Raw genomic sequence first — 26,331 nt, 5'->3', positions numbered from 1 at the left:
AGAACACGTGTAACAATTTTGAAAAGAAAACGAACATGTTATACTATCTATAAATGAAAAAGGAGAGTGAAGATATGCGTCTACAGCATAAAAAAGTGATCGCACTTGTTGATGAAGAATTTGAAGATTTGGAATTGTGGTATCCTGTTATGCGTTTAAGAGAGGAAGGAGCAACTGTCCATTTAGTCGGACTGGAAAAGGACAAAACATATATCGGAAAGTATGGTGTCCCTGCTACAACAGAATATGCATTTTCTGAAGTAAAGAGCAGTGAATATGATGGAATTCTAGTTCCTGGTGGCTGGGCTCCAGACAAATTACGTCGATATCCAGAGGTTCTTACTCTTGTAAAGGAAATGGATCAAGCGAAAAAACCAATTGGACAAATTTGTCACGCTGGCTGGGTGCTTATTTCTGCAAAAATATTAGAAGGGAAAATCGTTACAAGTACACCTGGAATTCGTGATGATATGGAAAATGCAGGTGCGACATGGAAGGATGAAGCCGTTGTTGTAGATCATCACATTATTTCAAGTCGACGCCCACCTGATTTGCCTCCATATGCAAAAGCATTTGCAGATGCACTAGTTGGAGAATAGTAATGGAGTTTCACTTTTTAGGTACGGGATCTGGAATACCGTCTAAATCAAGAAATGTAAGTGGGTTAGCTGTTCGTTTTTTGCAAAGAAAAGATGTCTGGTTATTTGATTGTGGAGAAGCGACACAACATCAGTTATTAAGCAGTTCCATTACGCTTTCGAAAATCTCACATATCTTTATAACACATTTGCATGGTGATCATATCTATGGTTTACCAGGACTATTATCGTCACGCTCTGCCCAAGGTGGTCAGAGCAAGTTAACGATTTATGGCCCTGAAGGAGTTAAAGAATTTATTGAAAAGACATTCGAGGTTTCTAAGACATCACTTGGTTATACGATTGACTATGTCATCGTTAAAGATGGATTTAAGGCTTATGAACAAGGGATTACGATTGCAGTCAAACAGCTCGATCATGTCATTGAAAGCTTCGCATACAAGTTAATTGAAGATGAAAAGCCAGGTTCATTGCTAGTGGATAAATTAAAAAATGCGGGCATTTCACCAGGGCCAATTTATAAAAAAATTAAAGATGGAGAACAAGTCACATTAAGTAATGGTGAAACGATCCATAATGCTGACTATGTTAGTTCTCCAGAAAAGGGAAGGCAGGTTGTCATTGTAGGAGATACAAGACCTATTGCTTCTTTAACGCCATTTATCGAAAATGTCGACCTTCTTATTCATGAAGGAACATTTCTTGATGATCGACGCGAGCATGCGAAAAAGTATGGACATTCGACGATAAAAGAGGTCACTAGTTTAGCTAAAAATGCAAACGTCCAATCACTTATTCTTACACATATTAGTTCTAGATATGTTGATATGGAGAATGAATTATTAACTGAAGCTGAGATGGGTTTTCCCAGAGCTATTATTGCCTATGATCACATGATTTACAAATTAATGTGAATAGAACGTATCCTTTTTGGAAAAAGTAAGCACAGTTCATCTTTATGGAGGAGGCTGTGAATATGACTGAACGTAGTCACGTTAAGGAAGTTTTGAATCGTTTCAATCATCAAATCGAAATGGCAGAGGAGATATTTAGAAAATCTCAAACTGTTAATTGGGTTGATGATTCAGATTACATACAGACACAAGAAAATTTACAGGCAATGCATAATGAGCTGGATACGTTAATTCGAACAGCAACACCTGAGCAGCGCGAAGAATTAACTCGAAAACAGCAACAAATTCGACAACTGCAAAATCATATGATTTTAAAGCGATAATCCTTTAAAAAATAAACCGAGCGTATAAATGCTTGGTTTATTTTTTGCGTAATGAATTAATATCAATCATGAAACGTGTACAGCTTATCATAAGACAAGTATACTTATTTTTGTTACAATAGTATTGAGTATGTGAGGTGTCTTTATGATTGAATTAAAAATGGAAGAAATAAACGAACGATTAGCGAAGCGTGAAGATTTATTTGTATTTATTTATACACCTTTATGCGGTACATGCACGGTTGCAAAGAAAATGCTAGAAGTCGTGGAAGAAATGCTACCTATGGTGAAGATATATACAATTAATATAAATCAAGCACCGACTTTTGCTCAAAAGTGGCAAGTGAAAAGTGTGCCAGCACTTTATATCTTTCAGAAAGGTTTTAGTGTAAAGCAAATATATGCATTTCATTCAATCATGCATGTACATCAGCTTTTATTACCTTATACGTTAATGGAGAAAGGGGATATTTAATAATATGTCGATGGCTTATGAAGAATACATGAAACAAGTTGTATTACCAATGAGATTAGAGCTTACTGAAAATGGTTTTGAGGAATTAACAACTTCAGCTGAAGTTGATTCCTATATGGAGAGCGCAGAAGGGACGACACTCGTTGTTATCAACTCTGTTTGTGGTTGCGCCGCTGGTTTAGCACGTCCTGCCGCAGTCACGTCTCTTCAACATGATCACACTCCTGATCACCTAGTAACTGTGTTTGCAGGACAGGATAAGGAGGCCACTGCTCGAATGCGTGAATACGTTGGTGAAATACCACCATCTTCACCATCTATGGCTTTATTTAAAGGGAAGAATCTTGTTCATTTTATTCCAAGAGAGCAAATTGAAGGCGTTGAACCGATGGATATTATTCGTAACCTAGCACTTGCTTATAACGAACATTGTCAATCATAGAAGAATGTGAAAAGGGATGTCCAACCAATCATGTACATTGGTAGACATCCCTTTCGTATTTAATTATGGTCTTACACCATAAAAGATAACGGGCGCCATCGTTTGCGTATTCGGATAGCCGGCTTGTTTGTAGATTTCTACGACATGCTCTCGGTTATATGGAACACGATTTAAATGTAAGCGGTGTCGTCCCTCTTCAACATCAGCTACTAAATAAGAAGCAAGAGGATGACCATCAAAAGGTAAGCCAACGCTACCGACGTTCACGATATTCTTCCCATGCATTGAACGAATATAAGGGTGATGAATATGACCATAAACATACAAATCTGCGTCATCACGCTGCATTAAGTTGTTTTCGATCTTATCAGTTTCATCTGGTAGAACAACATCAAACAGACTTGTTGGAGTCGCATGAAAGGCATGAATGATCGTATCTACTCCTTCATCTAGTACAAGCTCAGTAGGCAATTGGTCTAAATAATCTAAATCACTTTGATTTAAGCGCTTTAATGTCCAGTCGCGCTCCTGGTTCATCATGTCTAATGTTTGCTTCGGAACTTCTCCTTCTTTAAATCCACGAACAAGCCACTCATCAGCATTCCCTTTTATGACTTTTGCATTTAAAGATTGTACCGTTTCCAATACTCGTTTTGGTTCAGGTCCTCGGAAGCATAAATCACCTAAAATACATATCTTATCGACTTGTTGTTGACGAACATCTTGTAGGACAGCTTCCAATGCTGTTGCATTTCCATGAATATCAGATAAAAAAGCTATTCTCAATAGAAAAACCTCCCTTTTTTCTATTATAACAGACTATTAATAGTATACAGTAAATCATTCCTTTTACATATACTTTTAAAACATCATTTTGTTAGTTCGAGCGGAAGGGTGGCATTGATAGAAATCGTATGATAAAGTAAAACCAAATGAAGAATTGGAAATTGGAGGTATTCGACATGCACATTCATTCAATTGAACCTACACCTAGCCCGAATACAATGAAACTGACATTAAGCGAAAGCTTGGGCGATAGTACTAGAAATTCTTATACAGCAAAAAATAAAGAAGAAGCGCCAAGTTATATACAACAATTATTTGACATCGATGGTGTAAAAGGGGTCTATCATGTAGCGGATTTCATTGCTATTGACCGTCACCCGAAAAAAGATTGGAAACAAATTTTGCCTAAAGTTAGAGAAGTATTTGGTGAAGACCAAGTAAGTGATTCTTCAGAAGAATCAGGTGTGAATGAACATTATGGTGAAGTTAATGTTTTCATACAAATGTTTAAGGGCATCCCAATGCAAATTAAATTAACAGATGGGGAGCAAGAGAAGCGAGAGGGCTTGCCTGATAGATTCACCGAAGCCGTAACAAAGGTCCAGAAACCAGAAGATAACGTTGTACTAGAGCGTAAGTGGGTAGAGAAGGGTGTCCGCTATGGTGAATTGGATCAAGTAGCCAAAGAGGTCGCTGATGAGTTATCCGCTGCATATTCAAGTGAAAGACTTCAAGCATTAATCGCACTAGCTAGTGGAAATCCAACTGAAAAAGAAGCGGCGTTTGCAAGCCGATTTATCGAAGTTACGCCCGAAATGTTAAATGAAGATGACTGGAAGAAGCGATATGCTGTATTAGAACGAATGGACCCAAAGGAAAAGGATATTCCTGTTCTAGAAAAAGCCTTAGATGATGAAAAAGCTTCTATAAGACGATTAGCAACTGTTTATTTTGGTATGATTGAAAAAGAATCTGTTCTTCCCTACTTATACAAAGCATTAAAGGATTCTTCCGTTACGGTACGAAGAACAGCTGGTGATTGCTTATCAGATATAGGGAGTGATGCAGCAATCCCTGCTATGATTGAAGCGCTGGAAGATAAGAATAAGCTAGTTAGATGGAGAGCAGCTATGTTTTTATATGAAGTAGGTAATGAAACTGCCATTCCTGCATTAAAAAAAGCGGAAGCGGATGAAGAATTTGAAGTTGCATTACAAGTGAAAATGGCGCTAGAACGCATTGAAGGTGGTCAAGAAGCAAAAGGATCAGTTTGGAAGCAAATGACCGATGCAAGAAAGAATGAAGGGTAGATTGCGATGATGAAACAAGACATTCTAGATGAATTAAAGAAGCAAAACTTAGATGATATTCTTGAATTAATTGAAGACGCCGAATCAGGTGATTTAGAAGAGTTAGAAGTCGTACATTCAGTTGGCCTATTATACGACCGAACGTTAAATAAACAAGTGATAGATTTATTAAAGGAACTTGGTGTAACGATTATTAATATAAAAGATGAGGAGTAAACTAGAGGAGGAAGCAACCTTGAGGGAAAAACCAACCGAAACACTACCAGAGAAAGCATTACCTTTGTTTCGTTTACAAGCTGCTATCCAATGCATTATAACAGCCCTCGTACCAATTGGGTACGGGGTACTATTATTTTTCTTTTCTTTGCCTAATTGGATTCTATGGGTCTTGATTGCTGTATGGATTATTCATATGGTATTTACAGTGCTAATTTTCCCACCTATCAAGTGGAAGCGCTGGAGCTATGAAGTGTTAGGAGAGGAAGTAGATTTACAATATGGCGTCATTATCATGAAACGAACACTCATTCCAATGACTCGTGTCCAGCATGTCGATACCGTTCAAGGTCCGTTACTGAAGAAGTATAAACTGTCGGCTGTTACTATTTCAACAGCTGCTACTGTTCATACGATCCCAGCACTATCTCAAGAAGTCGCTGATCATTTACGAGATCAAATAGCAACACTTGCGGCGGTGGCAACAGATGACTGAATTAAAGCGTATGCACCCTGCAACCATTTTTATTTCAGCAGTATTAGCCTTAAAAGAATTTCTACTACCAATTATTATTAGTTTATTTATTGGTACAACGACAGACCCGATAGGCTTTTTTCGATTTGAATACATATGGATTTTTCTTTTAGTTGTTGCCATATTATCTGGGCTACTAAGGTGGGTTTTCTTTAAATATCGCGTTAGCGAAGGTCAATTATATATTCAACACGGGGTTTTCATCCGAAAAAAAAGATTTATATACCAGCATAAAGTTCAAAGTATCGATATAACTGCTGGGTTGTTTCAACGGTTGTTTGGGCTCGTTAAACTGAAAGTAGAGACTGCGGGAGGGGGCTCTGAACCAGAAGTATCATTGCTTGCGATTCAAAAAGAAGAGGCAATAAATATTAGACAATATTTAAAGGAAAGCTTTCGTGATGAAACAAATAATAACATAACTACCACAAGTGAAGAGATTATTGATAATAAGTCCATGATCAATGACGAACCAGAAGTTAAGGAGTACGCAGCTCTGGAAGAGCAGCCTGAATTTCAATGGCACTTAACAAACTCACGTCTATGGATTTCTGCACTTACTTCAAGTGGGATTGGATTAACATTGTCAGCTGTACTCGTTTTATTAGGACAAGTAGAACAATTCCTACCTGAAGCAATCTATGATCGAGTATTTTCATTCTTTCGTGATAGTGGTCTGTGGCTTCTTCTTTTCTTCTTATTTGCTGGTTTCTTACTAGCATGGCTCATATCCATTGGAGCACATATGTTAAAATACGGTAGCTTTAAAATTGAGAAATATGGAAATGAATTAGTTATTTCACGTGGTATTATCGAAAAACGCCAATTAACAATTGCTTTAAATCGTGTTACAGCCGTTTCAATTGAGAAATCGATTTTAAGACAACCGATTGGTTTTGCGACGGTCTATGTCGAATGCGCCGGTGGAGGAAGTATGGATGAACAACTTTCGACTGTTATTTTACCAATCATCCGTCCTAAAGAGATTCAAGCCATTTTCGCAGAGGTTTTACCACATTACGAAACAAATCATACATTAATATCCATTCCGAAGCGAGCTATTTTCCGTGCTATGAGAAGAATGTCATGGCTGCCAATTGTCGTAACTGCCATAACTTGTTATTTTACATCATACGGCTATTGGGGAATTTTAATCATTCTTCTTTCTCTGATTTTAGGTTACCTACAATACCGGGATGGAGCAACATCTATGAATGGAGACTTCATTTGCTTTCGCTTTCGAAGGTTAAAACAAACAACGGTGATTTCAGAAAAGAAGAAAATCCAATCAATGGAAAGTCATACTTCCTTTTTTCAAAAACGCAAAAGGCTCGCCTCGATCCAATTTTCAGTTCTTTCATCAATTACTGGGAGGACATATACAGTTGTTGACCAGGATGATGAGAACGTTCAGAGGATATTAGAATGGTATTCAAAAGAGAGCAGTGAGAAAGATGTTCGTTTGTCATGACATCTTTCTCTTTTTTTAGAATTAATATATAACATCCAATTTTAAAAGCTAGTAGTAAAAACCTTTAGAGAGTAGGAGACTGATTCAGAAGAGCATAGGCTACGTTCGTTACACGTTGATCTGAAAGGAAACACATTCAGATCAACTAAACCCCTTGTAACGACGACGCAATGAAGAAATGACCGTATTTCTTAAAGAATTAGGAATTCCGGTCATATCGCATTGATTGGAGCTTAAATAGCTGATCCATTCGAGCGACTCTCTCTTTTTCTAGTTTTTCTTTGTAGTCGATAAGAGTCAGCTCCATTTTGAACAGTGTTAAATAAACGTTCTCCTTTTGCTCAAGTTGATGCTTAGTCGTTAATGAAATATACGTATGTAACAGAGATGGGATATCTTCTCTAAGCATTCGTCGAACAATGTGTTTTTCCTCAAAGTCAAGCATCATAAAATCATCAGCTAACAAAGAGGAATGCTCCAAAATACGTTGTAACCGGTGTTCAATCGAAGGATCCACTTGAAACTTTGAGAGTAGTTGCTTATACCTTTTCGCTTCATCAAGTAGCAAATGTAACTGATTATGATCACTCGTTTTTAAAAGTTGCTCCTGCTGTTGAAGTAATGATTTAGGTGTTTCCGTTAGTGTTGATATATCATTTGATAACACCGAGTCCAAATAGTGAATTCGATAAAATAGTGTTTGAAATAAAGGTGAATCTTTTATAGAACGCGTTTGTGAACGTCCGTCCTTTAAATAGTGTACCGAGGCTTCCTTGCAAACTCCAACGCCATTTACTGCCTTTATATATTTTCTGTAGCAAGTTATCGTCATTCTCTTCTTAATAGGTGCTGTTGAATGCTTAGTATCAGTCATGATTACTTGAATAGTCGGTTGCTTCATCTTAACCTTAATTGACCACTCACGCTGTTTTCGTTTAATGACCTTAGCTGATTTAGGTTTGTTTTCCGAAATGCGCACTAATAGCTCCTCCGTATCTTCAATCAAGCGTCTTGTAGCGGAATCACGAATTAAATGCTCTTCAACAGGCTTTTTATGAGCTGGTGTAAAAAAAGATCGTAATTCTTCCATCATTCTCATGTTCAACCACCTCCAGAGCCCAACAGTTCATTATGGTAAAAGTTTTGTTTTCATCTCTTTGTTTAATTGATCTAATTCCGTGATAAATTGCTGACCTGTTTGAATAATTCGATCATTTGATTGCTCGGTAAGTTCAATAGCCTCAAAGACATTTTCATATGCTTTGCGGAACGATTCGAGAGCAATAGCTGGTTCTTCCATCGTCTTTAATGTCTCTTCAGTATTTGACTTTAATAGTTCAGAGTTAGAGAGCAGCATTGATTCCGTGGCTTCATTTACATTTTTAACTGCATTAATAACCTTTTGTTGATTGGCCAGAGCCATCTGAATCGATGCCGATACAGTAATAACATTCTTCGTCATTGTAATAGCATTGAAAATAGCCTCTTCCAATTTTCCGTTATTCTCCTTAATTAAATCCACAGACGCAAGTGACTGTTGCAAAACCATAACAGCCTGGGACATATTTTTAACTCGTGAGACTACCTTTAGTTGACCTTTTTTTATTTCATTAATCATTTGAGAATCTTGTTCATATTCTAGCTTTTCATTTAACATCGTTTGTAACGTTTGACCTGTTTCGATTTGTTTGTTTAATTTATCAATTCGTTCAATAGCTACTTCTTTCAACTGTTCGAGCATAACATTATCTTCTTGCAACTTATCCTTTCCAGTTAAAAGCCCTTCAACAATTTGCTCAACCTGAGCTTCAACTGTTTGATATTTTTTAGCATATTGTTCAATCGGGTTACGGCGTAGCAATTTACTCATCCATTTTTTCGCTTTACTATCTTTAAGGTGTGTTGGCTCTAACTGACTAACCGTTTCTTTCAATTCGTGAAGCTTAGTAGGGAGTGTGTTATTTTGATCATTCATCATTTCTTTAACTGGGCGTTTTAAAGCCTCTAATGATTCCCCAGCTTCTTTTTGTTCAGTTTCCCCAAGCTGGTCAAGTGTTGATAGAACTTTTGCCAATTCTTCATCATTATGCTTCATATCTTGATTCATTTCGTTATTGGAACTCATCAAATTCCTCCTAATATTCAACAAAGTATGTCACTTCCTATTATGATTGATTTTTTCAATTAAGACAATGTTCATAGCTTATGAATACGCATATAATTAATGAAGCTAAATTACAGGAGATGAATTTAGTGGTATACTATGACAATATCAGACTTGTTTTCTCTTCGTTTGTTTTCCAATCATTTTATTTTTAACCAATAAACAGAAGTTACACTTTCAAATCCAATCAATCGTTCGTACTTGAACAAATGTCTTTCTCCAATATACTTTTTCCAAAAGCCAAACACCCCGCATATAGTTGTATATTTATTCATGCTTGATGTATAGAGAGAAAAAAACTAAATGGAATATGCATAATTTAATCAGTAACTAAACCCTTTAACACAGCAACATAGTAATCGCTTTCAATGGAAATGAATAAAAAAAATAATTTGCCGAAATGTCAGAAAAATGATATGATCCTGTATATTAGCTCATTTAATAAAGGGAGAGTTGATTGCGTTTTTATTTTTTGGAGAAAGGTTGATGCCAATGCGGTACACACAATTCCCGAAGAAACAAGGCTTATATGATCCGCAATTCGAACATGACAATTGTGGGATCGGCTTTTTAGCTCACATGAAAGGGAAACAGTCGCATAAAGTAGTTCAAGATGCTCTTCACATTCTACGGAATCTCGAGCATCGTGGTGGTCAAGGTGATGAAGTAAACACAGGAGATGGTGCAGGTATTCTGCTACAAATCCCGCATCGTTTTTTCAAAAAAACTTGCATTGAAAGTGGATTAAACCTTCCAAATCAAGGTGAGTACGGAGTTGGGATGCTATTTTTGCCACAGGATGAAGAAGCGAGAGGAGCATGTGAAAAGGAATTAGAAGCCATCATAGCAGAAGAGAATCAAGAACTCATAGGCTGGCGCACTGTTCCTGTTGATGATTCGATGCTTGGTAATGCGGCAAAAGCAGCTATGCCATTTATTCGTCAATTATTTATTAAGAAAAATGATTATAAAATGACAGAAGTAGACTTTGAAAGGCAGCTCTATGTCATTCGTAAACGTGCAGAACATGAAATAGGATCAAGGGTTGCTGAACATGAATCGTTCTATTTTACTAGCTTTTCAAGCCGTACTATCGTCTATAAAGGAATGCTTACAACAGAACAAGTAAATCAATTTTATCTTGATTTAAATGACCAAGCGTTTGAATCTGCCATTGCTCTCGTTCATTCGCGTTTTAGTACAAATACATTTCCAAGTTGGGAAAGAGCGCACCCGAATCGTTACATGATTCATAACGGGGAGATTAATACAATTAGAGGAAACGTTAACTGGATGCACGCACGAGAAGCGAAGTTTACCTCTGATGTTTTTGGCAAAGATTTGAGCAAGGTGCTACCCGTTGTTGATAAAGAAGGCTCTGACTCTTCCATGTTTGACAACACGTTAGAATTTTTATCATTAGCTGGACGTTCTATGACACATGCTGCGATGATGATGATTCCTGAACCATGGCAAAACGATACACATATGAGTACTGAGAAGAAAGCTTTTTACCAGTACCATAGTACGTTAATGGAACCTTGGGATGGTCCTACAGCAATAGTTTTCACTGATGGTAAACAGATTGGAGCTTCTCTTGACCGTAATGGTCTTCGTCCATCACGTTATTATGTGACGAAAGATGATTATATTATCATGTCATCTGAAGTAGGTGTTCTTGATGTGAAGCCTGAAAATGTACTAGCAAAAGAGCGACTACATCCAGGTCAAATGCTTCTAATTGATACAGTTGAAGGACGTATTATCCCTGATGAAGAAATAAAAAGTGAAATGGCAAAAGAAAAGCCTTATAAGGATTGGGTCAATCAGCATTTAGTAGAATTGGAAGATGTATTGGAAACGGCTCACGTCGATCATACTGATTTCAAATCATTAGAATTACGTCAATTAGCGTTTGGGTATACGTATGAGGAATTGTCGAAGATGATTCAGCCTATGGTCAAGGATGGCGTAGATCCAGTTGGATCAATGGGGTATGACTCACCACTTGCAGTATTATCTAAGAAACCACAATTACTATACAATTATTTTAAGCAGTTGTTTGCACAAGTGACGAATCCTCCAATCGATGCTATTCGCGAAGAAGTCGTTACAGCAATCGGAACAACTATTGGTAAAGAGCGTGACCTTTTAAATCCAGACCCTGAGAGCTGTCGTCACATTCATTTACCGTATCCAATTATTAATAATGAGGAATTGGCTAAGCTTAAGTACAATAAAATGGAAGGCTTTAAGTCGATCACCCTTTCGATTACTTTTGATAGCTCGAAAGAAAATCAGTTAGAATCTGCACTAGAATCTTTATTTACAAAAGCTGATCAAGCGATTAAAGACGGTCATACATTACTAATTTTAAGTGATCGTGATGTAAATAATCATAACGCACCAATTCCAGCGTTACTTGCTGTAGGTGGATTGCATCACCATTTAATTCGTCAAGGAACACGCACGGACGTTAGTATTTTACTAGAATCAGGCGAACCAAGAGAAGTTCACCATTTCTCTGTTTTACTTGGATATGGTGCCGAGGCTGTTAACCCGTACCTTGTGTTTGATTCTATTGATGGCTTAATTCAAGACGGATTACTTGAAGACATTTCTTATATTGAAGCTGTGAACAAATACATTAAAGCAGCTGCTAAAGGCATTATGAAGGTTCTTTCTAAAATGGGTATTTCAACGATTCAAAGTTATAGAGGAGCACAAATTTTTGAAGCGGTTGGAATTTCTCCATCTGTTGTAGATAAGTATTTCACATGGACAACAACACGTATTGGTGGAGTTAATTTAGAAACGATTGAAAAAGAAGTACGCGAACGACATAAGAGGGCTTATTCAGAGCAAGAAGGCGTGGATAAAGCATTGGATCCAGGGGATGATTTACAATGGCGCCGTAATGGTGATCCCCATCAATATAATCCACACACGATTCATATGCTACAAAATGCGTGTCGTTCAACGAACTATGAATTATTTAAGAAATATTCAAAGGCTATCAATGAACAGTCTAAAGAACAAACAACATTACGTGGCTTATTAACGTTTAAAAACGGACAAAACTCAATTTCAATTGATGAGGTAGAGCCCATTGAAGAGATTGTGAAACGATTCCGTACTGGAGCAATGTCTTTTGGTTCAATCTCACAAGAGGCTCATGAAACATTAGCGATTGCTATGAACCGTCTAGGTGGAAAAAGCAATACTGGTGAGGGCGGGGAAGATCCAGATCGTTTTACACGTGATGAAAACGGTGATTTGCGTCGTAGTTCAATTAAACAGGTTGCATCTGGTCGATTTGGCGTAACGAGCCATTACTTAGTGAATGCAGATGAAATCCAAATCAAGGTTGCACAAGGCGCAAAACCTGGTGAAGGTGGTCAATTACCTGGTAATAAAGTATATCCTTGGGTAGCAGAAGTCCGTGGATCAACTCCAGGGGTAGGGCTTATTTCTCCTCCGCCACATCATGACATATACTCGATTGAAGATTTGGCAGAGCTCATTCATGATTTAAAAAATGCCAATCCTTCAGCAAAGGTAAGTGTTAAGCTTGTCGCTGGTACTGGTGTTGGTACAATTGCAGCTGGTGTAGCAAAGGGTCGAGCAGACGGTATTATTATCAGTGGTTATGATGGCGGTACAGGTGCTGCTGCTAGAACAAGTATTAAACATACTGGATTACCATGGGAAATCGGCCTCGCTGAAACACATCAGACCCTATTGTTAAACAATTTACGTGATCGAGTAACAGTAGAAACGGATGGTAAATTAATGACTGGACGAGACGTTGCAATTGCGGCAATGCTTGGTGCAGAGGAATATGCCTTCTCTACTGCTCCGCTAGTCGTCTTAGGATGTATTATTATGCGTGTCTGTCATTTGGACACATGTCCGGTAGGTATTGCGACTCAAAACCCAGAGCTTCGTAAAAAATATATGGGTAAGCCTGAGCATGTAGAAAACTTCATGAAATTTATCGCTCAAGAAATACGAGAAATTATGGCTGAACTAGGTATTCATAAGTTAGATGACCTAATCGGGCGTACAGATCTTCTTGAAGTAAATAAAAATATTGAAAATGATAAAGCAAAACAAGTTGATTTATCAAACTTATTATTTAAACCAGCGTCTGAATCACAAGAGCGTCAATACAAGACGAAGGAGCAAGATCATCAACTTGAGCAATCGCTCGATCAGCGTGAATTATTGCCTGCCAGTCAACCAGCGATTTTAAATGGAGAAAACGTAAAAGGTACCTACCTTGTTCGTAATATTGACCGGGTGGTCGGTACGATTGTTGGAAGTGAGATAAGTAAAAGATACGGTGCAAAAGGATTACCTGAAGATACCATTATGTTTGATTTCAAAGGGTCTGCTGGTCAAAGCTTTGGGGCGTTTGTGCCAAAAGGGATGACAATGCGTCTTGAAGGAGATGCCAATGATTATCTTGGTAAAGGATTATCAGGTGGTAAGATCATTGTATATCCTCCAACTAACGCCGATCTAAAGTCTGATGATAATATTATAATTGGAAACACAACTTTCTACGGAGCAACGAATGGAGAAGCTTATATAAATGGTATAGCTGGTGAACGTTTTGCTGTTCGTAACTCAGGTGTGAAAGTTGTTGTTGAAGGTGTCGGTGACCATGGACTTGAGTACATGACTGGTGGAATTGTTGTCAACTTAGGAAAAGTTGGGAAAAACTTCGCTGCCGGGATGTCTGGTGGAGTCGCTTATGTATACGATCCGTATGGTACGTTTAGTGAGCACTGTAACCAAGAAATGGTATTGTTAGAACCTATTTCATCACAAGAGGATATCGAAGAGCTTAGAACATTACTTGAAAATCATCAAAATTATACAAGTAGTGAAAATGCTACTTACATCCTTGGAAATTGGGCTAATGAAGTTTCAAAGTTTGTTAAAGTCATTCCTAAAGATTACAAAAGAATGCTTGCAGCAATTGAGCGTGTTAAGCAGGATGGTTTAACTGGACTTGATGCGGTTATGGTAGCATTTGATGAAAATAAAAATGACAAATCGCGTGTAAGTGGTAAATAAAGATAGTGAAGCACAAAGGAACGACCTGTGCTCTGTTGAGGATCGTTGCTTATGGATTTATAAGCAACGATGCTCTCATGTGCATGTAACATAGTTCTATGATTACCTTTTTAAAAAGGGGAACGACAGAGATTGGAGTGAATGCGATGGGGAAGCCAACAGGATTTCTTGAATATAAGAGAGAAAACCCAACCAAAAAAGATCCATTTGAACGTACAAAGAGTTGGAAAGAGTTCCAAATTTTAATGCCTGAACCAGCTTTACGCCAACAAGGTGCACGTTGTATGGATTGTGGTGTACCATTTTGCCAAACTGGTACAACAATGGACGGGTCTGGTGAAATTGGTTGTCCAGTTTATAATTTAATTCCAGAATGGAACGACTTAGTTTATCGTGGTAAATGGAAGGAAGCTCTTGACCGTCTTCATAAAACAAATAACTTTCCTGAATTCACTGGACGTGTTTGTCCAGCACCTTGTGAAGGCTCCTGTACGGTAGCTATTAGTGATGACCCAGTCACAATTAAAAGTATCGAATACCACATTGTAGAGCGTGGATTCCAGGAAGGATGGATTAAACCTCAGCCTCCTTCTAATCGAACAGGCAAAAAAGTAGCAGTCGTTGGCTCAGGTCCAGCTGGACTAGCTGCCGCTCAGCAATTAAACAGAGCGGGTCATTTAGTAACCGTATTTGAACGCGAGGATCGAATAGGGGGCTTATTAACATATGGCATTCCAGATGTTAAGTTAGCTAATGACATCGTCGAACGTAGAATCTCTATTTTAAATGCAGAAGGGATCTCCTTTAAGACAAATACTGAAATTGGAAAAGATATTTCTGCTAAAGAATTACATGATCAATTCGATTCCGTTATTCTTTGTACAGGTGCTACCAAGCCTCGTGATGTTGAAGTTGAAGGACGAAGCTTAAAAGGCATTCATTTTGCCATGGATTTCTTAACAGAAAATACAAGAAGCTTGCTTAATTCAGAGCATAAGGATGGCAATTATATTTCTGCTAAAGACAAACATGTTATTGTAATTGGTGGAGGAGATACAGGTGTAGACTGTATTACTACGTCAGTTCGTCATGGCGCTGCGTCTATAACGCAGTTTGACATAAATAGCGAGAAGACAAATGAAAGATCTGAAGGCAACCCATGGCCACTATTTCCTATTGTTCATACAGTAGAAGATGGTCAAAAGGAAGCCATTGCAGTCTATGGGAAGGATCCTCGTAGCTACCAAGTGAGCACAACTAAATTTGTTGGAAACGAGAATGGCCAAGTAACAGAGCTTCATACCATTTGTGTAGATACAACAATTGATGCAAGTGGTCGAAAAGTACGTACTCCTATTCCTGGAACGGAAAAAGTTTGGAAGGCAGATTTAATCTTACTAGCAGTTGGCTTCACAGGTCCAGAGGAACGTATTATCGAAGAGCTATCATTACAAACGACAGGTCGATCAACAATTGATGCTGAATATGGAGAGTATTCAACGAATGTTCCTGGTGTGTTTGCAGCTGGTGATAATCGCCGAGGTCAAAGTTTAGTCGTTTGGGCTATTCATGAAGGACGTGAGGCAGCTAGAGAATGTGATCGTTATTTGATGGGAAGCTCTAATCTACCTTAATAGTTTAATACAAAAAACGGCAATAGTAATGCAATTGTCGTTTTTTGTTGCAACATCCCTAATATATAGATCTTCATTCTTTTAAAAAAATGTGGCGCTTTCATAGAATTCATGAGAAAATATAAGTAATGAACTCATGAAAGGACGTCATACACGTGATTAAAATGATGAAAAGAAGCCTTATTCTTTCATCAGTCCTTCTATCATTTGGGTTAGCTACTTCAGTTGATTTACAACAAGCCATTGCTGCTGAGTTAAATGATAAAGTAGATAAAACTCATGATGAAGCTGATGAAAAGCTCATTTATAAAATAGATCATCATGATTATGAATTGTATACAGATGTATTACCTGTACGAACAGATTGCTATATTCACCGTGATGTCAAATCGTCACTTTTATTAAATGACTACATTGCCAACCAGGCGATTGAACAGGGGTTAACAAAATTCGGCTCAGCTATTTCAGACAATATTGCGAAACAATACAAATCTGAAATCATACCGAAGTTTAAAGAGGTTATCAGTAACACGACGAAAGATTTTTCAACAAATGACTGGCTAACTTTAAAATGGTCAACTCAACCGTCAAGAGGCCTTGGAGAAAAAATCATTCATTTATACAATGGGGATTCAGGAAGAGATATACTTCGTTTTCACGTGCGTAGGGATCAGCGTCCTAAACAAGGTTACTATTTTAACTTTCATTACCATACTATGGTTGATAATTATGAATCTCATAATGAGTTAGGTATCGTATATTGGGGGAAAGATATGCCACCCAAGTGGAGTACTGACATTTATGATGTATAGGACTAACATAATATGAATCATTATTTTAATAATGAGGATTCAGCCTGTCGGCAAAGTCTCGCAAAAGCGAGACAGTCGACAGGTTTTTTTGATTAGTTGCCACGATACGGGCGCTTCGCTCCCGGAGCGCAATAGAAGGAACCTGTGACAGACCCTTACTTTAAAGAGTAAGAGATAATGAAAGTCGGTGAAACTTTCATTTCAGAGGAGGGTTTTGTCACAGCGTCTTTTTCTTATTTCAAGCAAAATGGCTAAATTGTGATTTCTTTCACCTAAATGTGACAAAAGTTGTGTAAAATGATAGAATATTAGTTATACATAATAGGTGGTGATTGATAATGAAAAAACAACTCGCATTACTAATAACAACATTTATTGCATTTGTCGGTATTTGGGTGTTAGTCATTATCCAAATGACAAATTCACAATTAGATTATAGTCAAGAATCACCAATGGATGGATTTGAATTTGAGGAAATAACGTTAGATGGAGCAGATAATACAGAGGAGACTGACTTTAAAGGTGAAGAGGTTAATGCAAACAAAGAAGATGAAGAAATAGTTATCATAGTAAGTGACAACGAAGACTCTTACCTTGCTAACGAAACGATTGATTTGTCAAATTATGATTTTAGCGATATTTCAGCACGAGACGGGGTTCCTATTGATGGGATCTTAGAGAAAATAGGCATCGCTGACTAACTATTTTATTGTGTGGGAGGAGAAATTTTTGTCTAGAGAGGAACGCAAGAGGAGTGAAATGCCTACATGGTTAATATGGATTCTTAGAGTTTTGTTAGCCTATGTTATTTTCCTAGCCATTATATTAGCTATCACAATCATCTCGATCTTAATAACATTCTCATTTGTCGTCGTCGATTTATTTACCGATTCGAATCGATTGGGCACTATTTCTGATCAATATTTAGTTCCGTTATCAGAATTCATGTGGGATTTATTTACTTTTTTAATTCCTGGATTATAATTAGAAGGGTACTGAAAAGGAGATTTATACTTTTTCCGAGGCCTCAGTATTAGGAGATGGGAGTTGACGAAACTTGACTGAACTAGTTCGTGCTACATATAAAACGGGAGTTTATATTGGAGAGCTTATAGAGCGTCAGGCTAACCAAAATAGAGGTTTAATTAAAATTATCGCAGTTGTAAAGCACCCTACTCAAGGTGATTTACACTCTCCAAAGCAAATCAATGTCCCGCTCTTTCACCAACGAAAAGCATTAGCTCAATTTGAAAAAGCATGGGTTCCTTTAACATCGATGAAACCATTTGAGCATGATGTTGTACCTGAATACAAAGATTCATTAAAAAAAGCAATCCTACAACAAAAGAACACTTTGCAAGCTGATCAGTCTGACTGGGCTAAAATGAGCTTAGCGAAACTACGCGAATGCGAAAAAGAGTACAACTTACCCTAGTTGTACTCTTTTTATGAGAGGTGACAATGCTGCTAGTATTAGATTTCCATGCCATATAACCAAAGCCTAATGCTTAAATCTAATAAAAATAAGTCATCTGCGTTTGAAAGTTGACAGTTGGTTAACGTTTCAATTTTTCGAAGTCGATACAATAATGATTGTCTATGCAAATTTAACTGCCTTGCTGTTTGACTAACATTCCCATGATTCGCATGGTACGTAGTAAACGTATGAATGAGATCGATTTGTCTATTTTGTTCATAACGTAATAACGAACTCAACACAGAATAAGCTATTTCTTGTAGGTCTTTATTCAACAATAATAGCTCTAACACACGGTCTACCTTTGTATCAGCGTAAACAGAGGTTGTTCCTTCTCCTCTTCGTTTACGCCCAATATCAATTGCTCTCTTTGCTTCTAAATAACTTTCGTTAAAACAAGAGTAGCCAAACTGGTTCGCGATTCCCCATGTTAATAAAACATATGGATAGAGCATCTGAATTCGCTTCTTTAAACGATTAATAAATGTATTAGCATGACTAATGACATTATGCTCACTTGTTTCAATAAACAGTACGAATTCTTTGTGTTGATAAGTGACTAATAACTTTATGGCCATTGATTTAGCTGTACGCTCAGCTTCTTCCTCAATATGTCTAATACATTCATGATGCCAATGGTCAAATGAAATTGGAAGGTGAGGATGTAAATCATAAGATTCCTTTAAATTCGAAACATGCAATATGAGACAAATATATGGTAAATGAATTTGGTAGTTAAGAGATTTGGCTCGCGAACGTAATAAATCCGTTGAATGTATACTTCCTTGCGATAATTCCCAAACAAAATCATCACGCAGACGCCATTCAGCTTCTTTTGCAGCCTGTTCATGAAGAAAATAGATAGCAATAGCCGTAGTAACATGTTCAAGTAGCATTTTCCATTTCTTCTCCTCCGTTGGAGTGAGAGGTTCTTCTGAAAAATCACCGATCACAACATATCCTTGAACATGCCCTGTTAACTGTATGGATAGTTGAAGGGCATAATACTTGCGATCATATAGGATCCATTGAAATTGATTTTCTGTTTCTTGCTCTAGTCCATCTTCTAATAAAGACTTGTTTAAAGATTGTTGCCACGCCTTTTCTAACATAGGATTCAATTTCTTGTTATAACCTCGGATCATCCCTTTTTTATCAGCAATGATAACATCTGACTGAATCGAATCAGATACATGCTGTGCTACTACAGATAAAGATTGACCATTTAATATATAGTCAAGCAAAGCTCGTCGGATTAATTCAATTCTTTCTACATATTCATGTTTATGTCGTTGCATGAGGTTCATTACTTCTTTAATAATGTCCGCAAAGCGTGTCGTCCAAGCCAATTCGATTAAAGGAAGTTGATGATTTTCAGCAAGCTCGATGATAGACTGAGGAATTTCTTTTACATACGGACCAAATGCAATTGCTAATGCAGCTGCATTTGACGTGATAATATCTTCTACAAATTGTTGAAAAGATTGTACGTTTTCTGAAAAGCTAACACCCGTTGTTAATACATATTCATTCTGACGTACAAATGACTCGACAGGGGCCTCAATAACGGATATCCATTCCACTTTTTTTATTGCCAATAAATGATTACCACTATGAACCTTTGCTTTATTCAATATCGAAAGGGATTGAATGTCTTTTAAATAAATACTCATAACAAACCCACCTTTCTAATAATCTCAATTTGTCAAAGACGTATGAAAATTTATGATAAAATTCATACAATTTGACGAATAGTTACCTACCATGGTTTTTCGTATGATAGTACTAACAAAAAAGAAAGAGGTGCTATTGATGAAAGACATGACACGTCGTAATGCTACGAAAACCGTTTGGTCAGGTGAGAAAGAGTATTTAGTTCATGGAGCATCTCAAGTACCTGTCGTTCATAGTGTTGCTTATACGTATGATGACATCGATCAATGGTATGAGGTCGCAACTGGAAAGCAGAAGGGGCATATATATGGACGAAATACGAACCCAACTGTTCAAGCGTTCGAAGATAAAGTAAGAGCGCTAGAACGAGCTGAAGCAGCTACAAGCTTCTCAACAGGAATGGCGGCAATATCTAATTCATTGTTAACATTTTTGAAGCCAGGGGATCGAGTTGTATCTATTAAAGATACGTATGGTGGAACAAATAAGATATTCACGGAATTTCTCCCAAAGCTTCAAATAGAAGTCGACCTTATTGAAACGGGCAACCATAGTAAAATGGAAGATGAAATAGCTAAAGGGTGCCAACTTGTCTATTTGGAAACTCCAACAAATCCTACAGTGAAAATAACAGATATTAAACGAATCACTGAAGCAGCACGACAAATGGGAGCTCTTGTTTTTGTCGATAACACGTTTGCAACACCGATTAATCAAAATCCGTTAATGATGGATGTCGATCTTGTCATTCATAGTGCAACTAAATTTCTTGGTGGTCATGCAGATGCATTAGGTGGAGTTGTGTGTGGCTCCAAGCATTTAGTAGAACAGATTTACCATTATCGAGAAATCAATGGAGCATCACTCGATCCGATGGCTGCTTATTTGTTATTACGTGGAATGAAAACACTTGATATCCGAATGAAAAAACAGGAAGAAAATGCCCATCAAATTGCCCAATTTTTAAAATCTCATCGTAAAGTGGAAACCGTCTTTTATCCTGGCTTAAAAGACCACTTACACCATGATATCGCCAAAAAACAAATGAGTGGATTTGGAAGTATGCTTAGCTTTTCATTAAAAGGAGAGATGGCAGCTGTTAGACAATTCCTACCCAAATTACAATTGGCTCATCGTGCCGCTAACTTAGGTGCCGTAGAAACGACCGTTGGACCTGCAAGAACGACAAGTCATGTTGAAAATACAAAAGAAGAGCGACAAGCATTAGGAATACCAGAGGGTTTAGTGCGTTATTCAACAGGTATTGAAGATATAAACGATTTAATGGAAGACCTTGAGCAAGCACTTCGTTTCGTAGGTGAATGAAATGGATCTATTTAACGAAATGGTAACATGGAGAAGACATTTACATCAATATCCAGATCTAAGTTATGAAGAGTATGATACGACGGACTATATCATTCAGCAGCTTGATTCTTTACCCCATGTGGAAATATTCCACGGAAAAGAATTAGTAGGAACTTCAACAGGATTAATCGCCGTTATAGGTGATGGTACAAAACGAGGAATCGGGCTTCGAGCGGATATTGATGCTTTACCAATTGTAGAGGATCACATTTGTGACTATCGCTCTAAACATAACGGAATTATGCATGCCTGTGGTCATGATGGTCATACAGCGATGCTGATTGGAGCCATCCACAAATTGTCCGCATTATTTCAAAACGGTCAATTAACAGGAAATGTCACATGTGTGTTTCAACCAGCAGAAGAGGCAACAGATGATAACGGTCGAACAGGTGCTGAGTATATGGTTGAATCCTCACTGATCAAACAGATAGACATGATTATGGCCCTGCACATTGACCCAACATTGCCACTGGGTCAGGTGAAGCTAACAACTGGACCGGTTATGGCGAATGTTGATACCTTTTCTATAATTATTCATTCAAAAGGTGGTCATGGCGGTTATCCCGAACAAACAAATGATCCAATTTGGCTTCTCTCTTTCGTATTACCAGCTCTTTATAGTATGCCTGGTCGCCGTTTTTCGCCTTTGGAGCCTGCTGTTTGCAGTATCGGTCAAATTACAGCAGGAACTTCGCCAAATGTCATTCCATCACAAGTTAAGTTAGAGGGGACTTGTAGAACGTATTCAGAAGAAGCTAGAGCATGTATGGAGCAACACCTACAGCAAATATGTGATTCGCTATCGCCTCATGGCGGAGTTGCACAATTACACTATATGAAAGGCGAACCACTATTAAATAACGATGAAGATGTCGTACGCGAAATAAAAAATAGTGTACAACAAATAAATCCTCATGTAGCGATTCATCAAATTCCGTATGGAATGGGTGGAGAGGATTTTAGTCATTTTACAAATCGAATGAAAGGCGCATTTCTATTTATAGGCGCAAAAAAAGAAGGCCACATTGATACTACTTTACATCATCCATCCTTTGACTTTGATGAAAAAGCACTAGTATTTGGAATGAATACTCTGGTTCAGTTTGTTATTAATCAATTAAGGAGTGATAACAATGGAACATAAGATCGCTTTAATTGGTTTTGGTGGAGTTGGTCAAACGGTTATTGAATTACTCATTAAAAAGGAACAAACATTACAAAAACTAGGTCATACGTTTGTTGTTGTTTCAATCTGTGATTTATATAAAGGGGCTATTCATGATGAAAATGGTTTAGATTTATACAAAATAAACGAACTAATCAAATCAAATGATTCATTAGATTCTTATCCAACATCAAACAATCTAATTCGCGGTTGGTCGAGTAAAGAAACCATTATGAACACAAATGCTGATACGATCATCGAAATGACATTTACGGATACTCATACAGGTCAACCCGCTATAGATCATTGCTTATCAGCCTTTAAAGAGCAGAAAAACGTCGTGATGACAAATAAAGGACCTGTGGCACTTGAATATAAGCACCTCCTGAATGAAGCCCAATCAAATGGAGTAAAGTGGTATTTTGAAGGAGCGGTGATGAGTGGTACTCCTGCATTACGACTACCTGAGAAGACCTTAGTTGCAAATAGCATTTCTGAAATAAGGGGTATTCTTAATGGAACTTGTAACTTCATCTTAATGCGAATGGAAGAAGGAGTATCTTTATCGAAAGCAATAAAAGAAGCTCAGCAGCTCGGTTATGCCGAAGCTGATCCAACCAATGATATAGAAGGCTACGATGTACTATATAAGCTATTAATTTTAGCCAATGTCTTATTAGATGTACCACTAAAACGTGAAGATGTACAGGTTAAAGGCTTAACGACCATTTCAGAAGAGGATGTGAAGATCGCTAAACAAAAAAATGCAAAATGGAAATATATCGGTTCAATTAAACACTCATCGAATGAAACGAGAGCCACCGTTCAACCTGAGTTACTTTCAATGACAGATCCACTTTCTGCCGTTTCTGGTGCGATGAATGCGATCACGTATGATTGCGACATATCTGGACCGATTACTTTAGTCGGAGCTGGTGCAGGAAAGCTAGAAACTGCATATGCCGTATTAATTGATTTACTCACCTTAAATCAAGAGATAGGTGGTGATCACAATGGCCATTCAAACCGTATTTGAAAAAATGTTCGTAAACGGTGAATGGGTAGATGCAAAGCAATATACAGAAGTAAGTAATCCCGAAACAAATGAAATCATCGCTTACGTACCGGAAGCAACAAAAGAAGATGCTTATAAGGCGATTGACAGCGCAATGAAAGGAGCATCTATTTCAGCACAGTTACCAATTCATGAGCGAGTGCGTATATTGAAGAATACTACTTCTTATATAAACAACCATTTCGAGCAATTTGTTCATACAATTGTACAGGAAAGCAGCAAAACGATTCGTGAAGCAAGAAAAGAAGTAAAACGCTGTTTAAACACGTTAACCCTATGTGCAGAAGAAGCGAAACGATTAGACGGAGAAACAATATCCTTTGCACAAGTAGAAGGACACGAAGAACGAATCGGTTATAAATATCGATTTCCGATCGGCATTGTTTTAGCTATTACTCCTTTTAATGATCCTTTAAATTTAGTTGCACATAAAATGGGCCCAGCTATTGCAACAGGAAATGCAATCATCATTAAACCTTCAACCTTAACTCCACTTAGTACGCTACGATTGACGGAAGCTTTCTTACAATCTGGATTACCACCACACGTCGTAACGGTATTAACAGGTGACGGAGCCGAAATCTGCCCACCTATACTTGAACACGATGCGATCTCATTTATTTCATTCACTGGCGGTTATAAAACAGGAAGGAAAATTATGTCATCAGCAGGAATTAAGAAAACGGTAATGGAGCTCGGTTCCAATTCACCCACTATCATTTTTGATGATGCTAATATCTCAAAGGCTGTTCATGATACGGTACAAGGCGCATTCAGTGTTGCTGGGCAAAATTGTTTAAGTGTACAGCGAATTTACGTCATGTCTTCGATTTATAAGACATTTATGAATCAATTTATTACCGAAACAAAAAATCTAAAAGTAGGTTCAAAAAAACAAGAGTCAACAGATATGGGACCGATGATTACAGCAAAAGAAGCACTACGTGTTGAAGCCTGGATTAGAGATGCTGTCGAACGTGGTGGGTCGATTTTATATGGGGGAAAACGGAAGGGGGCATTCCTAGAGCCGACCGTTCTCACTAATGTACCGAGTGAAGCAATCATTGCGCAGGAGGAAGCCTTCGGGCCTGTTGTTATAATTGAGCCATTTGAAACATTTTCAGAAGCAATTGAAAAGGCTAATCATTCAAAATATGGATTGCAGGCTGGTGTATATACATCAAACATTCAGCGAGCATTATTAGCCGTTAAGCAATTAGATGTAGGTGCAGTCATGATCAATGATAGTAGCGATGTTCGAATTGACAGCATGCCATTTGGTGGGGTGAAACATTCTGGAATAGGTAGGGAAGGCGTTCGCTATTCAATGGAAGCAATGACTGAATGGAAAGTAGTTGCATTCCAAACGAAAGAATAAGTACCTTTTTATTAAATAGAAAGAGGGTGGGGAGAGTGTTTCCACTAAAAGAATACCATCAACGTCTTCATACACTAAAAAAAAGAATGGCTCATGAAGGGGTAGAGGTATTACTTATCTCGAACCCTTCTAATATGTATTATTTATCGAATTATTCAGCTTGGAGCTTTTACGTGCATCAAATGATGATCGTAACACTTGAAGATGCCCAACCGATTTGGATAGGAAGACAAATGGACGCTCAAGGCGTCTCAAAAACAACTTGGCTGGATGATCATCATATCATCCCTTATCCTGACTACTATGTTCAATCTAAAGAGAAACACCCGATGAATTTTATCGTCAATATATTGAAAGAGATTGGTCAAAGTAATCGAGTGATAGGGATTGAGATGGATGCACACTATTTTACTGGATTATCATACCAACAACTAACAAATGGATTACCTAATGCTATTTTTAAGGATACAACAACCTTGGTGAATATGATCCGATTAATTAAATCAGACCGAGAAATTGAATGCATGAGGAGAGCTGCTAAGATTGTCGAGCAAACTATGCAAGCTGCATATGACAAAGTGAATGTGGGAGTAAGAGAATGTGATGTGGCAGCAACCATCTTTCATTCGCAAATACAAGGGACAAAAGAATTTGGTGGAGATTACACATCGATCGTACCAATGCTACCAACAAATGAGCATACATCGTGCCCTCACCTAACTTGGACAGATCAGACATATAAAATAGGTGATTTCTTAACGCTAGAAATAGCTGGAGCTTATAAACGATATCACGCTCCTATGGCGCGTACGATGTCCTTAGGTCCTGCTCCCCATAAATTGAAAGAGCTTTCCAAAGTAGTAGAGGAAGGGATTCAGCTCACGCTCGACGCCATAAAGCCAGGTATGACTGCAGAAGAGGTAGAAACAGTCTGGAGGAAAGCAATTGAAAAGAAAGGCCATACTAAAGCCTCTCGTTTAGGCTATTCTGTCGGTCTAAGCTTCCCACCTGATTGGGGTGAGCATACAATAAGCTTTCGCCAGGGTGATCACTCTATTTTAAAACCGAATATGACCTTTCATCTAATGCCCGGCATTTGGTATGAGGATTATGGCATTGAAATCACTGAAACGATTTTACTGACGGATAAAGGAGTGGATACACTCACGACATTCCCACGGGAATTGTATGAAAAATCATGCTTACGCATGTCAGAATCCGTCTAATGACACTATGTATACATTGACATCTAGGAAGAGGCCTTTTTAGATGTCTTTCTTCATCGACTTAATCAAATAATGACTATTTATGATAAATAGTTGTTAAATATGAACGTCCATTGTGATGTACGATACACGATGAACATGATAAGATACATACGACGATAGAGTAAAACTATAGATAATGGTTAGTGGAGAGAAGGGG

At 37.8% G+C, this 26,331-nt stretch carries 24 protein-coding genes; 20 read left to right on the top strand and 4 right to left on the bottom strand.

Features of this window, described 5'->3' with window-relative positions; genetic code table 11:
* The first annotated feature begins 74 nt into the window (after positions 1 to 74).
* The 5 genes from ACERJO_RS01785 (at position 75) to ACERJO_RS01765 (ending at position 2,753) form a co-directional block, all read left to right on the top strand.
* Positions 75 to 599 carry a type 1 glutamine amidotransferase domain-containing protein gene (locus tag ACERJO_RS01785; protein WP_247105543.1) on the top strand — a complete coding sequence of 175 codons (525 nt, stop codon included), beginning with the start codon at positions 75 to 77 and terminating at the stop codon, positions 597 to 599.
* Positions 600 to 601: 2 nt separating this feature from the next.
* Positions 602 to 1,513: a ribonuclease Z gene (rnz, locus tag ACERJO_RS01780; protein WP_247105542.1), complete on the top strand. Its 912-nt coding sequence runs from the start codon at positions 602 to 604 to the stop codon at positions 1,511 to 1,513.
* A gap of 62 nt (positions 1,514 to 1,575) precedes the next feature.
* Positions 1,576 to 1,836: a DUF2524 family protein gene (locus ACERJO_RS01775; RefSeq protein ID WP_247105541.1), complete on the top strand. Its 261-nt coding sequence runs from the start codon at positions 1,576 to 1,578 to the stop codon at positions 1,834 to 1,836.
* Positions 1,837 to 1,981: 145 nt separating this feature from the next.
* Positions 1,982 to 2,311 carry a thioredoxin family protein gene (locus ACERJO_RS01770; RefSeq protein WP_247105540.1) on the top strand — a complete coding sequence of 110 codons (330 nt, stop codon included), beginning with the start codon at positions 1,982 to 1,984 and terminating at the stop codon, positions 2,309 to 2,311.
* Between the two features lie 4 nt (positions 2,312 to 2,315).
* Complete coding sequence (locus tag ACERJO_RS01765) at positions 2,316 to 2,753, top strand: BrxA/BrxB family bacilliredoxin (RefSeq protein WP_247105538.1); 438 nt, start codon at positions 2,316 to 2,318, stop codon at positions 2,751 to 2,753.
* A 63-nt stretch (positions 2,754 to 2,816) separates the two neighbouring features.
* Here ACERJO_RS01765 and ACERJO_RS01760 read toward each other — a convergent pair whose 3' ends face one another.
* A complete protein-coding gene (locus ACERJO_RS01760; RefSeq protein WP_373646395.1) occupies positions 2,817 to 3,539 on the bottom strand; it encodes a metallophosphoesterase family protein in 723 nt (240 codons plus the stop codon).
* 176 nt (positions 3,540 to 3,715) lie between these two features.
* Here ACERJO_RS01760 and ACERJO_RS01755 point away from each other — a divergent pair, with 176 nt between their 5' ends.
* The 4 genes from ACERJO_RS01755 to ACERJO_RS01740 are packed head-to-tail and all read left to right on the top strand — an operon-like array spanning position 3,716 to position 7,071.
* Positions 3,716 to 4,849: a conserved virulence factor C family protein gene (locus tag ACERJO_RS01755; RefSeq protein ID WP_247105536.1), complete on the top strand. Its 1,134-nt coding sequence runs from the start codon at positions 3,716 to 3,718 to the stop codon at positions 4,847 to 4,849.
* 6 nt (positions 4,850 to 4,855) lie between these two features.
* Complete coding sequence (locus ACERJO_RS01750) at positions 4,856 to 5,065, top strand: hypothetical protein (protein WP_247105535.1); 210 nt, start codon at positions 4,856 to 4,858, stop codon at positions 5,063 to 5,065.
* A 19-nt stretch (positions 5,066 to 5,084) separates the two neighbouring features.
* The gene (locus tag ACERJO_RS01745) at positions 5,085 to 5,561 is read left to right on the top strand and encodes a PH domain-containing protein (protein WP_247105533.1); all 477 of its coding nucleotides are present in this window, start codon (positions 5,085 to 5,087) and stop codon (positions 5,559 to 5,561) included.
* Positions 5,554 to 7,071, top strand: a complete 1,518-nt coding sequence (locus ACERJO_RS01740; protein WP_373646394.1) for a PH domain-containing protein — start codon at positions 5,554 to 5,556, stop codon at positions 7,069 to 7,071. Before ACERJO_RS01745 ends, ACERJO_RS01740 begins: the two co-directional genes overlap by 8 nt.
* 199 nt (positions 7,072 to 7,270) lie before the next feature.
* Here ACERJO_RS01740 and ACERJO_RS01735 read toward each other — a convergent pair whose 3' ends face one another.
* Together ACERJO_RS01735 and ACERJO_RS01730 are read right to left on the bottom strand one after the other, a co-directional pair.
* Complete coding sequence (locus tag ACERJO_RS01735; protein WP_373646393.1) at positions 7,271 to 8,170, bottom strand: hypothetical protein; 900 nt, start codon at positions 8,168 to 8,170, stop codon at positions 7,271 to 7,273.
* 30 nt (positions 8,171 to 8,200) lie between these two features.
* A complete protein-coding gene (locus tag ACERJO_RS01730; protein WP_247105529.1) occupies positions 8,201 to 9,196 on the bottom strand; it encodes a toxic anion resistance protein in 996 nt (331 codons plus the stop codon).
* Between the two features lie 531 nt (positions 9,197 to 9,727).
* Here ACERJO_RS01730 and gltB point away from each other — a divergent pair.
* From gltB to kapB, 6 genes are all read left to right on the top strand, one after another.
* Complete coding sequence (gltB, locus tag ACERJO_RS01725; RefSeq protein WP_373646500.1) at positions 9,728 to 14,320, top strand: glutamate synthase large subunit; 4,593 nt, start codon at positions 9,728 to 9,730, stop codon at positions 14,318 to 14,320.
* 146 nt (positions 14,321 to 14,466) lie between these two features.
* Complete coding sequence (locus ACERJO_RS01720; protein WP_247105721.1) at positions 14,467 to 15,954, top strand: glutamate synthase subunit beta; 1,488 nt, start codon at positions 14,467 to 14,469, stop codon at positions 15,952 to 15,954.
* Positions 15,955 to 16,118: 164 nt separating this feature from the next.
* Positions 16,119 to 16,766 carry a YpjP family protein gene (locus tag ACERJO_RS01715; RefSeq protein ID WP_373646499.1) on the top strand — a complete coding sequence of 216 codons (648 nt, stop codon included), beginning with the start codon at positions 16,119 to 16,121 and terminating at the stop codon, positions 16,764 to 16,766.
* 338 nt (positions 16,767 to 17,104) lie between these two features.
* Complete coding sequence (locus tag ACERJO_RS01710) at positions 17,105 to 17,467, top strand: hypothetical protein (protein WP_373646392.1); 363 nt, start codon at positions 17,105 to 17,107, stop codon at positions 17,465 to 17,467.
* Between the two features lie 58 nt (positions 17,468 to 17,525).
* Positions 17,526 to 17,750, top strand: coding sequence for a hypothetical protein (locus tag ACERJO_RS01705; RefSeq protein ID WP_247105527.1), 225 nt, complete (start codon positions 17,526 to 17,528; stop codon positions 17,748 to 17,750).
* A 73-nt stretch (positions 17,751 to 17,823) separates the two neighbouring features.
* Positions 17,824 to 18,201 (top strand): kinase-associated lipoprotein KapB, encoded by a 378-nt coding sequence (kapB, locus tag ACERJO_RS01700; protein ID WP_247105526.1) that lies wholly within the window; start codon positions 17,824 to 17,826, stop codon positions 18,199 to 18,201.
* A 38-nt stretch (positions 18,202 to 18,239) separates the two neighbouring features.
* On the opposite strand, the gene ACERJO_RS01695 is transcribed toward kapB, so the two are convergent.
* Entirely contained in the window at positions 18,240 to 19,916 is a 1,677-nt protein-coding gene (locus ACERJO_RS01695; protein ID WP_373646391.1) for a PucR family transcriptional regulator, read from the bottom strand.
* 139 nt (positions 19,917 to 20,055) lie between these two features.
* On the opposite strand from ACERJO_RS01695, the gene ACERJO_RS01690 reads away from it, so the two are divergent.
* The 5 genes from ACERJO_RS01690 to ACERJO_RS01670 are packed head-to-tail and all read left to right on the top strand — an operon-like array spanning position 20,056 to position 26,132.
* Entirely contained in the window at positions 20,056 to 21,243 is a 1,188-nt protein-coding gene (locus ACERJO_RS01690; RefSeq protein WP_373646390.1) for a cystathionine gamma-synthase family protein, read from the top strand.
* 1 nt (position 21,244) lies between these two features.
* Positions 21,245 to 22,432: a M20 metallopeptidase family protein gene (locus ACERJO_RS01685; protein WP_373646389.1), complete on the top strand. Its 1,188-nt coding sequence runs from the start codon at positions 21,245 to 21,247 to the stop codon at positions 22,430 to 22,432.
* Positions 22,422 to 23,489 carry a homoserine dehydrogenase gene (locus ACERJO_RS01680; RefSeq protein ID WP_247105522.1) on the top strand — a complete coding sequence of 356 codons (1,068 nt, stop codon included), beginning with the start codon at positions 22,422 to 22,424 and terminating at the stop codon, positions 23,487 to 23,489. Before ACERJO_RS01685 ends, ACERJO_RS01680 begins: the two co-directional genes overlap by 11 nt.
* The gene (locus tag ACERJO_RS01675) at positions 23,467 to 24,906 is read left to right on the top strand and encodes an aldehyde dehydrogenase family protein (protein ID WP_373646388.1); all 1,440 of its coding nucleotides are present in this window, start codon (positions 23,467 to 23,469) and stop codon (positions 24,904 to 24,906) included. The genes ACERJO_RS01680 and ACERJO_RS01675 overlap by 23 nt, the downstream gene beginning before the upstream one ends.
* Positions 24,907 to 24,941: 35 nt before the next feature.
* Complete coding sequence (locus tag ACERJO_RS01670) at positions 24,942 to 26,132, top strand: M24 family metallopeptidase (RefSeq protein WP_373646387.1); 1,191 nt, start codon at positions 24,942 to 24,944, stop codon at positions 26,130 to 26,132.
* The last annotated feature ends 199 nt before the right edge of the window (positions 26,133 to 26,331 follow it).

It is taken from the genome of Halalkalibacter sp. AB-rgal2 (assembly GCF_041821005.1).
GTDB lineage: Bacteria > Bacillota > Bacilli > Bacillales > Bacillaceae_D > Halalkalibacter.
This window is presented reverse-complemented; position numbering and strand designations above follow the sequence as displayed.